The organism is Nocardia sp. NPDC051756, assembly GCF_040681495.1.
In the GTDB taxonomy this organism is placed as follows: Bacteria; Actinomycetota; Actinomycetes; order Mycobacteriales; family Mycobacteriaceae; genus Nocardia.
Genome location: NZ_JBFAYV010000006.1, coordinates 588,442 through 601,735, shown reverse-complemented (window position 1 = coordinate 601,735; position 13,294 = coordinate 588,442). Strand labels below are relative to the sequence as shown.

At 67.8% G+C, this 13,294-nt stretch carries 14 protein-coding genes; 7 read left to right on the top strand and 7 right to left on the bottom strand.

The window, feature by feature from the left end; translation table 11 throughout:
• Window positions 1-7: 7 nt before the first annotated feature.
• Both AB0M22_RS28920 and AB0M22_RS28915 read left to right on the top strand, forming a co-directional pair.
• Window positions 8-1,120: a winged helix DNA-binding domain-containing protein gene (locus AB0M22_RS28920; protein WP_364733352.1), complete on the top strand. Its 1,113-nt coding sequence runs from the start codon at window positions 8-10 to the stop codon at window positions 1,118-1,120.
• A gap of 187 nt (window positions 1,121-1,307) precedes the next feature.
• The gene (locus AB0M22_RS28915) at window positions 1,308-1,760 is read left to right on the top strand and encodes a hypothetical protein (protein ID WP_364733349.1); all 453 of its coding nucleotides are present in this window, start codon (window positions 1,308-1,310) and stop codon (window positions 1,758-1,760) included.
• A gap of 140 nt (window positions 1,761-1,900) precedes the next feature.
• Here the strand turns inward: AB0M22_RS28915 and AB0M22_RS28910 are convergent, their stop codons facing one another.
• Together AB0M22_RS28910 and AB0M22_RS28905 are read right to left on the bottom strand one after the other, a co-directional pair.
• Complete coding sequence (locus AB0M22_RS28910) at window positions 1,901-3,337, bottom strand: MFS transporter (RefSeq protein ID WP_364733347.1); 1,437 nt, start codon at window positions 3,335-3,337, stop codon at window positions 1,901-1,903.
• Window positions 3,338-3,352: 15 nt separating this feature from the next.
• Window positions 3,353-4,159, bottom strand: a complete 807-nt coding sequence (locus AB0M22_RS28905) for a thioesterase family protein (RefSeq protein WP_364733344.1) — start codon at window positions 4,157-4,159, stop codon at window positions 3,353-3,355.
• A gap of 53 nt (window positions 4,160-4,212) precedes the next feature.
• Between AB0M22_RS28905 and AB0M22_RS28900 the strand changes: the two genes are divergently transcribed.
• The 3 genes from AB0M22_RS28900 (at window position 4,213) to AB0M22_RS28890 (ending at window position 5,717) form a co-directional block, all read left to right on the top strand.
• Window positions 4,213-4,692 carry a helix-turn-helix domain-containing protein gene (locus tag AB0M22_RS28900; protein ID WP_364733342.1) on the top strand — a complete coding sequence of 160 codons (480 nt, stop codon included), beginning with the start codon at window positions 4,213-4,215 and terminating at the stop codon, window positions 4,690-4,692.
• A gap of 100 nt (window positions 4,693-4,792) precedes the next feature.
• Window positions 4,793-5,188: an NUDIX domain-containing protein gene (locus tag AB0M22_RS28895; RefSeq protein ID WP_364733340.1), complete on the top strand. Its 396-nt coding sequence runs from the start codon at window positions 4,793-4,795 to the stop codon at window positions 5,186-5,188.
• Between the two features lie 31 nt (window positions 5,189-5,219).
• Window positions 5,220-5,717, top strand: coding sequence for a hypothetical protein (locus AB0M22_RS28890; RefSeq protein WP_364733338.1), 498 nt, complete (start codon window positions 5,220-5,222; stop codon window positions 5,715-5,717).
• 3 nt (window positions 5,718-5,720) lie between these two features.
• Here AB0M22_RS28890 and AB0M22_RS28885 read toward each other — a convergent pair whose 3' ends face one another.
• The 5 genes from AB0M22_RS28885 to AB0M22_RS28865 all read right to left on the bottom strand — a co-directional run bounded on the left by AB0M22_RS28885 (window position 5,721) and on the right by AB0M22_RS28865 (window position 9,691).
• Window positions 5,721-5,927, bottom strand: a complete 207-nt coding sequence (locus tag AB0M22_RS28885) for a hypothetical protein (RefSeq protein WP_364733336.1) — start codon at window positions 5,925-5,927, stop codon at window positions 5,721-5,723.
• Window positions 5,928-5,993: 66 nt separating this feature from the next.
• Window positions 5,994-6,593: an ATP/GTP-binding protein gene (locus AB0M22_RS28880; protein WP_364733333.1), complete on the bottom strand. Its 600-nt coding sequence runs from the start codon at window positions 6,591-6,593 to the stop codon at window positions 5,994-5,996.
• Window positions 6,574-6,948, bottom strand: a complete 375-nt coding sequence (locus tag AB0M22_RS28875; RefSeq protein ID WP_364733331.1) for a DUF742 domain-containing protein — start codon at window positions 6,946-6,948, stop codon at window positions 6,574-6,576. The genes AB0M22_RS28880 and AB0M22_RS28875 overlap by 20 nt, the downstream gene beginning before the upstream one ends.
• The gene (locus AB0M22_RS28870; RefSeq protein WP_364733329.1) at window positions 6,945-7,370 is read right to left on the bottom strand and encodes a roadblock/LC7 domain-containing protein; all 426 of its coding nucleotides are present in this window, start codon (window positions 7,368-7,370) and stop codon (window positions 6,945-6,947) included. Before AB0M22_RS28870 ends, AB0M22_RS28875 begins: the two co-directional genes overlap by 4 nt.
• A gap of 2 nt (window positions 7,371-7,372) precedes the next feature.
• A complete protein-coding gene (locus tag AB0M22_RS28865) occupies window positions 7,373-9,691 on the bottom strand; it encodes a nitrate- and nitrite sensing domain-containing protein (RefSeq protein WP_364733327.1) in 2,319 nt (772 codons plus the stop codon).
• A gap of 733 nt (window positions 9,692-10,424) precedes the next feature.
• On the opposite strand from AB0M22_RS28865, the gene AB0M22_RS28860 reads away from it, so the two are divergent.
• Together AB0M22_RS28860 and AB0M22_RS28855 are read left to right on the top strand one after the other, a co-directional pair.
• Window positions 10,425-11,447 (top strand): hypothetical protein, encoded by a 1,023-nt coding sequence (locus tag AB0M22_RS28860; RefSeq protein WP_364733324.1) that lies wholly within the window; start codon window positions 10,425-10,427, stop codon window positions 11,445-11,447.
• A gap of 128 nt (window positions 11,448-11,575) precedes the next feature.
• Window positions 11,576-13,129 (top strand): succinic semialdehyde dehydrogenase, encoded by a 1,554-nt coding sequence (locus AB0M22_RS28855; protein WP_364733322.1) that lies wholly within the window; start codon window positions 11,576-11,578, stop codon window positions 13,127-13,129.
• Window positions 13,130-13,294 lie beyond the last annotated feature (165 nt).

Below are 13,294 nucleotides of genomic sequence, written 5' to 3'. Positions count from 1 at the left end.
AGTACCCATGCGCCTCACCTGGGATCAGGTTTTCGCGTGGCGGTTGGGGCGGCAGTACGTCGCGCCGCGGGCGGACAGCGTCGCCGAGATCGTCGGGCGATTGTGCGGGGTGCAGGCGCAGGTCACCTCGGCGGCGGAACTGGCGGTGGCACTGCGCAGTTCGGCCCCACGGGCCGGTGCGCTGGTCGATGAACTGAACAACGGCACCCTGATCAAGACGTGGGCGATGCGCGGCACGCTGCACGCGCTCCAACCGGATCTCGCCGCCGCCTGCCTTTCGTTGCTCGCGTCCGCGCGCACCTGGGAAAAGCCTTCGTGGCAGCGTACTTTCGGTGCGTCACCGGACGAGGTCACCGCCTTGACCGAGGAGGTGCGCCGCATCCTCGACGGAGCCGTACTCACCCGCGAGGAACTGGTCGACACCCTCCTCGCCGACCCCACCTACCACCGTCTGGGCGAGCAGCTGCGTTCCGGTTGGGGCGCGTTGCTCAAACCTCTTGCCTGGCAGGGGGCGATCTGCCACGGCCCCGCCCAGGGCACCAAGATCACCTTCGCCAGCCCGGCCCAGTTGATCAAGGGCTGGCCCGGCATCCCGGAACCCGACGTCGCCGGCCCGCAAGCGATCACCGCCTACCTCAACGCCTACGGCCCCGCGACCCCCGAAGCGTTCGACGCCTGGCTCAGCCGCGGCAGCCTCCGCAAAACCGTTCTGCGCCGCTGGTTCTCCGAACTGGGGGACACCCTCACCCAGGTCGAGGTCGAAGGCCGCCCCGGCTACCTGCTGAGCGAACACCTCGACGACCTCGCCGCCACCGAACCCACCACGTCGGTGCACCTGCTCGGCGGCTTCGACCAATACGTCCTCGGCCCGGGCACCAACGACACGGCCTTGCTGCCCGGCGACCACCGCGCCAAGGTCAGCCGCACCGCAGGCTGGATCTCCCCGATCGTCGTCGCCGGCGGTCGTATCGTCGGCACCTGGGAACTCGCCGCCGACACCGTGGCCCTCTCGATGTTCGACGGCGCTGCCCTCCCGAAAAAGGGTCTCGACGCGGCAGTAGCCCACCTCGCCACCGCCCTCGGCCACAACTCCCTACCCGTACAAGCCACCCCTCAATAGCCGCACACCTTCTGATTTCCCGCACAAGAAATCGCATGCCATTCGCTGTGCGGGAAATCAGAAGGTGTGCGGCTTACGGAGAACGTGCGGTGCGTCTGCGTCTCTGCCTCTCGCCGGAAAAGAGGCAGAGGCACAACAGGATTCTTGTCCACGGTGAGGCGGGGAGTTCGAGTTGACGAATCTGGGTATGAGCAGGGATATCGGTCAGGCTATCGGGACTCGCGAGCTGGGTAGCGAACGAGGGCCGGTGTCGGTTGAGGTCGGAATGCCGCTTCAGATGCATGACGACGTGCCTGCCGCGTGGATGTGTGGCGTGCAGATCACCGGAATGAGGCCAGAACCGCTCATTATCTGGGCACCGGGTGTGGACTCCATGGACGCGCTGATCAGCGCCCTGCGAATGGCAGGCGATCGGCTGAGTCTTTCGGGCCTTCACCTGACCTGGAACGGTGTCGCCAACACGTTGATGCCGGTTACTCAGACTGACGGCACTATCCTCGTCCCGCAAATAACCGAGCAGCAGATCGCTGATGCTTTCGGTGCGGATGTCGCCGCTGGAATGACCGCGCAACGGACTGCTCTCGATGAGAAGCTGGAAGACCATTTGAGGGCTGAACGGGACGCTGCTGACGACGAGTAGCTGAACTGGCAAGCCTGGTCCCGACGAGCGCGAGGCGGTCCCGGATTGAACCCGGGGCCGCCTCGTCTCCTGCGTATGGGGAGTTTTCACGTGAAGAACCGGAACAACTCCTCGATGCTGGCATGGTCGACTGGGTGGTGTCAGCTCGGCACCGGGCTCGTGGGTGCTGGTTGGGGCGCGGTCGGATCTGGTTGGGGGGCAGTCGGTGACGGCATTTTGGCGGCCAGGCCGATGAGGCCGGCGAGGATGGCGACGGCGGCGGTGACGTACCAGCCTCGGTGGAAGGCTTCGAGGGTGGCGTCGGGGCCGGTGGGGGTGCCGAGGACGGCTACGAACAGGGCGACGCCCACGGCCAGGCCGATTTGGCGGGCCATGCTCAGTACTGCCGAGCCGGTGGCGAAGCGTTGGGGTGGGAGGGCGCTGGTTCCGGCGGCGAAGGCGGTGGGGAGGCTGAGGCCGACGCCGAGTCCGCTGACGAGCATGCCGCCGAGGAGACCGCCGGGGTAGTCGGGGTGCAGGGTGATCGATTGGGTCCACCAGAGCATGCCTGCGGCGAAGGTGATTCCGCCGGCGGCGATGACCGGGCCCGCGCCGATGCGGGCGATGAGTTTGCCGGCCAGGATGGCGACGATCGGTACGACGAGCGGGCCGGGGGCGATGGCGAGGCCGGTGCGCAGAGCCGACCAGCCCCAGGCGTTCTGCGCCCACAGCACCGAGGAAAGCAGCATGGCGCCGAAGGCCATGTGGAAGAAGATCGAATTTCCGGCCATCAGCGCGAAATTGGGGGCGCGCAGCAGGGCCGGGTCGACGACGGGACTGTGGTGGCGGGCCGAGGAGATGGTGAAGGCGATCGCGAGCAGCACGGCGGCGGCGAACGCGAGCAGGACCCCGGCTGAGGACCATCCCCAGTCCTCGCCCTTGACCAACGCGAGAACGAACGTCGCGATGGTGCCGACGAGCAGGAGCGCGCCGAACAGGTCGGGCAGCCGGCCGCCGTCACCGGGCGGGTCGGGCAGCAGTCGCAGGCCGAGGACGACGGCGATGATGCCCAGCGGAACGTTCACCAGAAACACCCAGCGCCAACCGAATTCGACCAGAATGCCGCCCAGCACCGGGCCGAGCGCGGCCCCGAGCCCGCCGAAGGCCACCCACAACCGCACCGCGACCGGCCGCCGCTCGGGCGGCGTGGCGGCGAGCACCAGACCCAGCGAGGTGGGGATCAGCATCGCCGCGCCCACGGCCTGCAACACCCGGAATCCGACCAGCGACCCGACATCCCACGCCGTCGCGCACAGCGCGGACCCGAGGACGAACACGGTGAGCCCGACCAGGAAGGTGGTGCGGTTGCTGCCGCGATCACCGAGGCGCCCGGCGGGCACCAGCAGCGCGGCGAACACGATGGCGTACGCGTTGAGTACCCAGGACAATCCGGCGATGTCGGCGCCGCCGAAATCGGCGGCCATGTCGGGCAATGCGACATTGACGATGAACAGGTCCAGGCTCGACAGCAATACGCCGATCGAGACGATGGCGAACACGATCCGCGAATCGGCCCGCGGTGCAGAACGAACAGTCACGACAATTTCTCCGATTCAGCCGAGCACGCGGCGGGTTTGCCTGGCGGAGGCCAGAATTCGGCCGTCGCGGTCCCAGATATCGATATCGTCGACCGCCCAGCCGCCGCCGGTGGAGGCATTGGCGGCGCGTACCAGCACCGGTTGCGGCGCGGGGTCGAGCAGATCGGTGTGCAGGTGCATCGACAGTGCGACGGTGGGGACCGCGACCGGCGTGCTGAGCGTGGGAAAGAAGGCCGGCGGCAAGGCATCGACCAGGATCGCCAGCGTCGCCGCGTCGGTGGGCATGCCGGGGACCATCGAGATCCAGGCACACATCATGGATTCCGCCGCATTGGTCAACGGCAACGGTCCCGCCGCGGGCCGGATCTCGAAATGCGCTCCCACCGGGGTGATTTCGGGTGGCAGCGCGAAGCTCGGGCAGTCCTCCGGAGCAGGCACCTCCGGCGTGGGCGTCCCGGCGTGCTCGGCGACGCCGGTCGCGATGGTGCGGCCGAAGGTCACCGACGCCGAGGCCATCAGCCCCGCACCCTGATACGCCTGCACGTCGATCACCACGGTGCTGCGTCCCACCGTGTGTGTCGTGGCCCGAAAGGTGAACGCCCCCTCGCTCGGTCGCCCGAGGAACCGCTGATCCACCGCACGCACCGGCAACTCGCTTCCGCCTGCCCGCCGTGCCACCTCGACGAGCAGCGCGGCGACGACCCCGCCGTGCGGTCCGGTCCAGCCGCGCCACGACCGATCCACGTACGCCTGCCAGATCCGGTAGTCGGTCTCGGCGATCGCGAACACATCGCTGACCGACCGCCCAGTGAGTTGCATCATGCAACGAACCATAGGCGAGTGAGTTCTATGAAGCAACCGACTATGCTGTGGCCATGCGCAGGACGAGCTTCGAAGACATGAACTGCTCGCTGGCCCAATGCCTCGAGGTGGTCGGCGAGTGGTGGACGCTGCTGATCGTGCGCGACGCGCTGCTCGGCGTGACGCGCTTCGACGACTTCCGCGAACGCCTCGGCATCGCCCGCAACGTGCTCACCCAGCGCCTCGAGCACCTCGTCGAGCACGACATCCTGACCCGGGAGCCCTACCAGGACAACCCCGTTCGCCACGACTACCGCCTCACCCCGAAGGGCCGCTCGCTGTGGCTGGTCGTCACCGCCATGCGCCAGTGGGGCGACGACTGGGCCGCCCCGGACGGCCCGCCCCTGGAGGTCGTACACAAGAGCTGCGAGCACACCGCCGTGATCGAGCCGGTCTGCTCACACTGCGGCGAGCACGTCGCCGTCGCCGACCTCCGCGCGGTCCTGGGCCCCGGCGCGCACACTCCGGCGCTGCTCCCGATCCCCGTCCACTGAGCGACAACTCGCCGCAGCACTGCTCCCGCCCGAGCCACGCACAGCAGACTCGCTGATGTCGGGTTGCCCGCCCGTCATGGCGAATGGTTAGGGTGCGTGGGTGGACGGGCAGCTGATCGACACGGTGGCGTGGGTGCGGATCGAGGGCGGGCGCATCCTGTGCGCGCGACCGCGCGGTAAGGACGTCTTCTACATCCCCGGCGGCAAACGCGAGGGCGCGGAGACCGACCTGCAAACCCTGCTGCGCGAGATCGAAGAGGAACTCACCGTCGCGCTGCTGCCCGAGACCGTCGCGCACGTCGGCACCTACGAAGCCACGCACGGCCCGGCGCAGGTCGTGCGGATGAGCTGCTACACCGCCGACTATCACGGCACCCTGGCCGCGAGCAGTGAGATCGAGGAGATGGCCTGGTTCAGTTACGCCGATCGGGCCCTGGTGCCGCCGGTGGATCAGCTGCTGTTCGACGATCTGGTGGATGCGGGCCGATTGCGTTGAGCCGCAGGCGCAACGCGCTACGGTCGGCTCTATGAGTTTGGTCCTGGCGTGGCTGCGTGCGGCGGCCTATGCGCTGTGGGCGGTGCCGCTGGCGGCCGGCCCGATCCCGCCGCGGCTACGGGTGCCGCGGCGATTGCTCGGCGAATGGGTCAATCCGCGTAAGTATTCGGCAGCGCGTGCGTTCTGGCACTCGATGCTCAGCGGCGCGCTCGGCGTGGTGACCTGGTTTCTGGCGTTCCTGGCCGTGCTCGGCGCGGTGCGGGGGCTGTTCTATCCGCTGCTCACCTCGGGCGGCTACGGGAACGCCTGGGGCGGGCCGACATTGGCCGGCGCCTGGGCGGTGCACGCGCTGATCGGGGTGGCGTTGTTGCCGGTGTGGCTGCTGCTGTGCGCCGGAATCGGCGCGTTGCAGGTGCGGCTCACCCGCGCGATTCTCGGCCGCGCAGGGCCACGCTGGCCGGTCGCGCTGACCGTGCTGCTGTGTGCGGCGGGCGTGTTGTTGTTCGTGTCCTGGGTGCAGCAGGTGTGAGGCTCAGCAGAGCGGGAACTTCGACCCCACGAACTGCCCCTTGATCAGGCACACGACGAAGTAGACGAATTCGCGTGCGTAGGTGGCCGATCCGGACTCCTGCGCGACCGCGCCCACCGGCATGGCCTCGGGTGCGGCGACGGCGGGCGCGGCCGGCAACACGAGGGCGCCGGAAACCACCACGGCGGCAAGGGTTCGTTCGATACGCATAAAACCTGACTCTCTTCGAACGGTGTGTGCCCGACAGCCCCGAACCGTTCGGGGCTGTCGGGGAACTCAGGTGGTGACGATCGGCCGCTGCACGCGCTCGATGAGGTGCTCCACCAACGTCATCAGCACCGTCTTGCACGAACCGCGGTCGCGCGCGTCACACAACAGCACGGGGGTGTTGGGATCGAGGTCGAGCGCGTCGCGCACCTCGTCGATCGTGTAGACCGGCGCACCGTCGAAACAGTTGACCCCGACGATGAACGGCAACCGCCGCCGCTCGAAGAAGTCAACGGCGGCAAAGGAATTGCCGAGTCGGCGGGTGTCGGCCAGCACGACCGCGCCGAGCGCGCCGCGGGCCAGTTCGTCCCAGAGGAACCAGAAGCGGTCCTGTCCCGGTGTGCCGAACAGATACAGCACCAGGTCCCGGTCGATGGTGAGCCTGCCGAAGTCCAGTGCGACCGTGGTCGTGGTCTTCTGTTCGACGCCGGACAGGTCGTCGACGCCGGTGCTGACCTCGGTGATCAGCTCCTCGGTGCGCAGGGGCGCGACCTCGCTGATCGCCGAGACCATGGTCGTTTTGCCGACACCGAACCCGCCGGCGACGAGGATCTTGACCGAGGCGGCCAGGTGCGGCGTGCCGCTGGGGTCAAAGTTTTCGGATTCCATCCAGTACCGCTCGCAATATGTTGAGGTCTTCGGGCCCGGCTTCCGTCGGGACGGGAGCCCGGAATATGAGGTGCCCGTCGCCGATTAGATCGCCGACGAGGATCTTCGTCACCGCGAGCGGTAAACGCAACTGTGCCGATACTTCGGCCACCGTTTGCGAAACACGGCACAGCCGAAGGATATCGGCGTATTCGGGTTCCATCCGGCGAGAGGCGCCCGCCGAGTCGTCGGTGACCACGGACGTGAGCATGTCCAGTTCGGGACCGGCTCCGGTGGTGCGCCCGCGCGTCACCGCGTACGGGCGGACCAGCGGGCCTGCCGCTTCGTCGAACCAGGGCTCACGCGGGTGGGTCATGACAGATTCGATTCACCCTGTCCGACGAGGTCGTGCCGTGGCGTGGTGGACAGGTAGTTGCCGACGCGCTGGACGGTGAGGTTCATCTCGTAGGCCACCATGCCCAGGTTCGCGGACTCGATCGCTTGCAGTGCGAGACAGGCGTTGTCGCCGGCGGAGGTGACGAACAGCACGGCCCGGTCGAGTTCGATGACGGCCTGGCGCACGCCGCCGCCGTCGAATCGGTTGCCCGCGCTGCGCGCGAGACCGTAGAGCGCCGAGGACATCGCGCCGAAGTGTTCGGCGTCTTCCCGAGTCATCGCGCTGGAGCGCCCCAGTAACAGTCCGTCGGTGGACAGCACCACCGCGTGGCGTACCCCGGCCAGCCGGTCGACGAGATCGTCGAGCAGCCAATTGAGATCACCTGTGGGAGAAGAGGACACCCCTAACCTTCCTGTTCGTCCGGGATGGCGGCGGAGCGTCGGCCCTGCCTGGTCCCGTTCTCGATCGCGGACATCAGATCACGAGCTTGTTCGGCCGAGCGGGCCGGCGCCGCGGGGGCGGGTTGCGCGGGTGTGGGCTCGGCCAGTTCCGGCGCCAGGTTGGTCTGCCTGCTGCGGCGGGGCAGGGCGGGCCGTCCGTCGCCGTCGGGCTGCGGCGCGGGTGGGATGTGTGGTCGTGGGCTGTAGGGCGCGGGGGATTCGAGGGCCAGGGTCGCGACCGAACCGGTGACCGGCTGGGCGGCTTCGGCGGGTTCGCTGGTCATCGGTGCGGCCAGGCGGCGCCGGCGGCCGGGGTCGGTCAGTTCCGAAGGTGATTGCGGCGCAATGGAATCGGCGACGATCAGCGCGGACGGGATGAGCACGATCGCCTTGATGCCGCCGTAGTCGGATTCCGAGAGCCGCACGGTCACGCCGTGGCGCACCGCGAGCTGGGCGACCACGAACAGGCCCAGGCGTGAATCGGCCGACAGTGCGGCGACACCGAAATCCGGTGGGGTGCGCAGCATGTCGTTGAGCCGGGTGAGTTCGCTGTCGGGCATGCCCATGCCCTGGTCGCTGATCTCGGTGACCACGCCCTTGCCGACCACGTTGCCGCTGACCTCGACCCGCGACTGCGGCGGGGAGAAGGCGGTGGCGTTGTCGACGAGTTCGGCGAGCAGGTGGATGAGGTCGGCGACGACGGTGCCGACGACGTGCACCTCCGGCAGCCGTGACACCCGAACCCGGGCGTAGTCGAGGGTTTCCCCGACCGAGCTGCGCACCAGATCCATCAGCGGCACCGGGTTGCGCCACTGCCGGCCGGGCTGGCCGCCGCCGAGGATGGTCAGATTCTCGGCGTTGCGGCGTTCGCGGGTGGCCAGGTGGTCGAGCCGGAACAGGGTGTCGAGCAGGGCCGGATCTTCTTGGCGGCGTTCGGCTTCGTCGAGGATCTCGAGCTGGCGGTGCACCACGATCTGGCTGCGGTGGGCGATGTTGAGGAACACCGCCTTGACGCCCTCGCGGGTGCGGGCCTCGGCGACCGCGGCGGCGATGGCGGCGGCGTGTGCGTGCTGGAACGCGCGGGCCACCTGGCCGATTTCGTCGTGGCCGAAGTCCAGGACCGGGGTTTCGGCCGCGGGGTCGATGGTTTCGCCGGCGTTGAGCCTGCGCATCGTGTCCGGTAGTCGCTCGTCGGCGAGGGCGAAGGTTTGCTTGCGCAGTCGCTTGAGCCTGCGGATGATCCGGTTGGCCAGCACGAGGGCGATCAGGAAGGCCGCGATGCTGACCACCAGCACGCCGCCGCCGGCGTAGAGGGAATTGGCGGCGGAGGTGTCGGCCTTCTCTTCGGCCAGTTCCTGGGAGCGCCGGTTCTGCGAGATCCACACGTCGATCATCGAGCGGTTCACCTCGGCGGCGGCGTTCTGCCAGTCGGTGGTCGACAGCGGCAGCGCGGGCAGTTTCGAACTGCCGGTGGCGGTGCTCGACGAACTACTCGACGAACCGTTCGATGAGTTCGATCCGCTCGACGTGCTGGTGGCGGCGTTGGCCTGCGCGGCGAAATAGCGTTGCGCGAGTGCGGTTTCCATCAGCGAGAGCTGCTGCCAGTTGGTGCTGCCGGTGAGCTGCTGGAGCCGGTCGTGCATGGGGCCGGTGGGGAATTCGGCGGACAGGTTGCCGATCTCGTTGTGGTAGAAGCCGACCTGACGCAGGAACTCCTCAATCGGGATCGGGGTGGGCCCGGTGGTGGTGGCGAGCATGACGCCGAGGGCGTTGCTGCGCGCCATCGATTCCGCGGCGTTGAGGAAGCGCATGCCGTCGGCTATGGCGACGCCGATCTCGGTGTCGGGTGCGGACTGCTCGGCGATCTCGGTGCCGACGGAGATGACGTCGAGGATGCGGTTGTAGAACATGTAGGCGTCCGACGGTTGCAGCTGGGCCGCGTCGGTGGCCATGCGGACCTGCGTCATCTGGCTGAGCAGGGTGTTGAAGCCCGCGACGTCGTCGCCGATCTTGGAGTCGTCGACCTCGCGCAGGCCGGTGGAGACCTCGATCAGTCCGCGCATGGCGCCGTCGAGGCGGATCCGCGCCGCGGCCAGGGCCGGGGGCACGGTGTCGTCACCGGCGAGCTGAGCCAGGGTCAGGCGGCGTTCCTGCTGAACCGCCTCCATCAACTCCCTGGTGTGCGGGATGGCGTTCTGATTCTGGACCGCCCATTCCTTGGCCTTGGTCCCCTCGGCTACCAGATACCCCGCTGCGCCCACGCCGACTACAAGCAGAGTCAAGCTCGGAATGAGCGCGATTGCCAGAATCCGCGTACGAACCCCGAGCCTCGCTCTGAACATCGGCACAACCTAAACCACAAAACGAACCGCACGGCCGTTGTGTCCCGGTGAGTGGGACTGGAATTGACTTTGCCGCCCTGACCGCGCTGAGGGGCACGCACAAGCGTCAAAACCCGCCGAGTAGGCGGCGATCACCGCCGACGTATGATTTCCGGATCGCCGAGACGGGCGACACCGGGGGAGGCACTGATTGCAAACATGCACGCGTTGCGGTGTGACCCTGTCTCTGGACACGTTGTCCCAGTGCACTATCTGTGGTTCACAGACGCTGGTTCCCGGCGGACCTCCGCGCACCGACAAAGGATTCACGCTGAGCTATGGGGTCTTCGGATGTGAAGACTGCGGCGCGATCTACAGCTTGGATCGCGGTGAGAGTGCCTGCCCCGGTTGTGGATCCGCGCACGATCTGCCCGATCGTCACGTCGAAGCCCGGGTTCGGCACTTCGGCGCCGACCTCGTTCGTCTCCAGGAACGGCTCGAATATGCCCACAACTGCGCGCATTCGGATCGAGGAGCGCGCGGGCCCGACGGCCGGTACGAGGTGTGGCTCAGAACGCTGATGCTGCCGAACTTTGTGCGGTGGGCAGATGCGCTCCCCGCCGAGATGGGCAGCGGGGATTTCAGCGACCCAGAGGCCGAGCACACCCGGCTGGCGTGGACGAACCTGCTGACCTTGGCGAACGAGGTGATCGATGTTTCCCTGTCGCTCAAGCGAAATCCCGGTCCGCCGCATCTGCTCGCCACCCACCGCACACTGATCCACGGTGTCCTCATGTTCGCATCGGCGATCATCGACTTCTTCACGACACTGACCGCGCCGACAATCAGCGTCGCGATCGAGCGGATGAAACGCGGCCAGGAACTTCTGGACTCGTCCGGTTCGACCGTCGCCGAAGCATGTAGCTTGCTGCAACCATTGCATCAGGAGCCGGAATTTCTGCTCAGCGGATCCGCGGCAGCGGCCGTCTTCGCCGAGCTGAGCGACCTGGCCGCCAAGGACCCGGTTCTGCTCCGGCCACTCCTGCCACTGGCCGCGACGTCCAGGAGCATGCACGATCCCAGACGGCGAGCCGAGCGTGTCGCGCTGACGCGGTCCGCACTCGACGCGGCGACTCAGGCCGCACCGGACTGGACGACCGCGCTCGATGAATTCGTGGCACAGAGCGCGACGGCCTGGCGCAAGGTCGTCGAGCAGCATGAGCGGCTGGTTCGCCTGATCGAAAGCTCGCGGCAACGGCGAGGATGGGTCGATGACGCCCTCGACATCAGCATGCGAGTTGCCGAGGGTCCCTATCAGCTCTACGGCCAGATCGTCGTGATTGCGAGCAAGATCTCGACTGGAGCGGAGTTTGCCTTCGACACCGAGGCCCGCGGCAGGCATCGCGGCTTTCCTACGGTGCTGAAAGGCCTCCGTGCCGAATTGCCGGGGCTGGCCGATGGGATCGATCCACTCCTGCGTAACGCCTCGGCACATTACGACTACATGGTCGACGGCGACCGTGTGCTGATAAACCACGTGTATGGGAAGAACGCGCCTCCCCAAGTCGATGAACTTCGATTCGATGACCTTCTTGCCCTGGTGGCCAACCTGTTCGAACAGGTGATCGCCATGGCAATCGGCATCTTGACCTGGGTGTGGCAATCCGCGGGTTCGGCGGATCGGGAGAAGTTCCGACAAGCATGGCTCACCGCTTGAGGATGCCGTCGGCTCGAACTGTTGCACGGTTGGCCGATATACCTGCGTTGTTGTCCTGCTCTCCGGCGTAGATTGTGTGTATCTCGCGGTTACACGAGATCGCATCGACACACACGTAGGAGGCAACGATGCCCGCGCCGCAAGCCGCCGTCTTCGATCGTCTGAGCGCGCTGGCCGCGATCGACGGTCCCGACGCTCGTTCGCGCAAGACGATTGCCGAGACGTTCACCGGCACGCCGCTGGGCAGCGTGCCCGTCGGCACGGCCGAGGATGTGGCGGTGGCGTTCGAGAAGGCCAGGGCCGCGCAGGCGCGGTGGGCCGCGCGGCCGGTCGCCGATCGCGCGGCGGTGCTCGAGCGGTATCGGGCGTTGATCGTGGAGCACCGCGAGTTCCTGATGGACGTGGTGCAGGCCGAGACCGGCAAGGCGCGCTGGGCGGCCCAGGAAGAGATCATGGGCCTGATCTTCGCGGCCCGCTACTTCGCCAGGAACGCCGCGAAACTGCTTGCCCCGCACAGTGTTCCGGGCGCTTTCCCGGTACTGAACCGCACCTCGGTGCGGACCCAGCCCAAGGGTGTCGTCGGGGTCGTCGCGCCGTGGAACTATCCGATGCTGCTCTCGATCGGTGACTCGATTCCGGCGTTGATCGCCGGCAACGCCGTGGTGGTCAAGCCGGACAGCCAGACGCCGTTCTCCTCGCTGGCCAACGCCGAACTGCTCTACCGTGCAGGGCTGCCGCGCGATCTGCTGGCCGTCGTGCCGGGCCCGGGTACCGTGGTCGGCACCGCCATCGTCGACCAGTGCGACTACCTGATGTTCACCGGATCCTCCGCGACCGGGCGCACCCTGGCCGAGCAGTGCGGGCGGCGGCTGATCGGATTCTCCGCCGAGCTCGGCGGCAAGAACCCGATGATCGTGGCCAAGGGCGCGAACCTGGACAAGGTCGCCAAGGCCGCGGTGCGCGCGTGCTTCTCCAATGCCGGCCAGCTGTGCATCTCGATCGAACGGCTCTATGTCGAACGTTCGGTCGCCGCGGAGTTCACCGAGAGGTTCGTCGCCGCGGTCGAGGCCGCGAAACTCGGTGCCACCTATGACTATTCCGCCGATATCGGGTCGCTGATCTCCGAGGCGCAGCTCGAGACGGTGACCAAGCATGTCGCCGACGCCACCTCCAAGGGCGCGAAGGTGCTGGCCGGCGGCAAGGCGCGCCCGGACCTGGGTCCGCTGTTCTTCGAGCCGACCGTGCTCGCGGACGTGACCGACGAGATGGAGTGCGGGCGCAACGAAACCTTCGGCCCGCTGGTCTCGATCTACCCGGTCGACTCCGTCGACGAGGCGATCCGGCTGGCCAACGACACCGAGTACGGGCTCAACGCCAGCGTGTGGGCGTCGAGCAAGTCCGAAGGTGAACGCATCGCCGCACAGTTGCACGCGGGCACGGTCTGCGTCGATGAGGGTTACGCGCCCGCGTGGGGCAGCACGGCCGCGCCGATGGGCGGCATGGGCATCTCCGGGGTCGGCCGCCGTCACGGTCCGGACGGGTTGCTCAAGTTCACCGAGCCGCAGACCGTCGTGGTCACCCGGTTCCTGAATCTGGATGCGCCGCCGATGGTTTCGCAGGACAAGTGGCAGCGGTTCCTGATGACGGTCGCGCGCAGCCTGCGGTTCCTGCCCGGTCGCTGAGCCAGCGTCCGCCAGGTGGTCGTGCGCCACCTGGCGGACGCCGCCGGCCGGTCGCCCCGACGGGCGCGCGTACCCTCCGACCCGCACATGGCCGCGGCGGGTGCGGAGCACGCCCGTGCCGTGCGATCGTTCGTTCCGATCGCGCGGTCTCGGGGCCACCGGTGG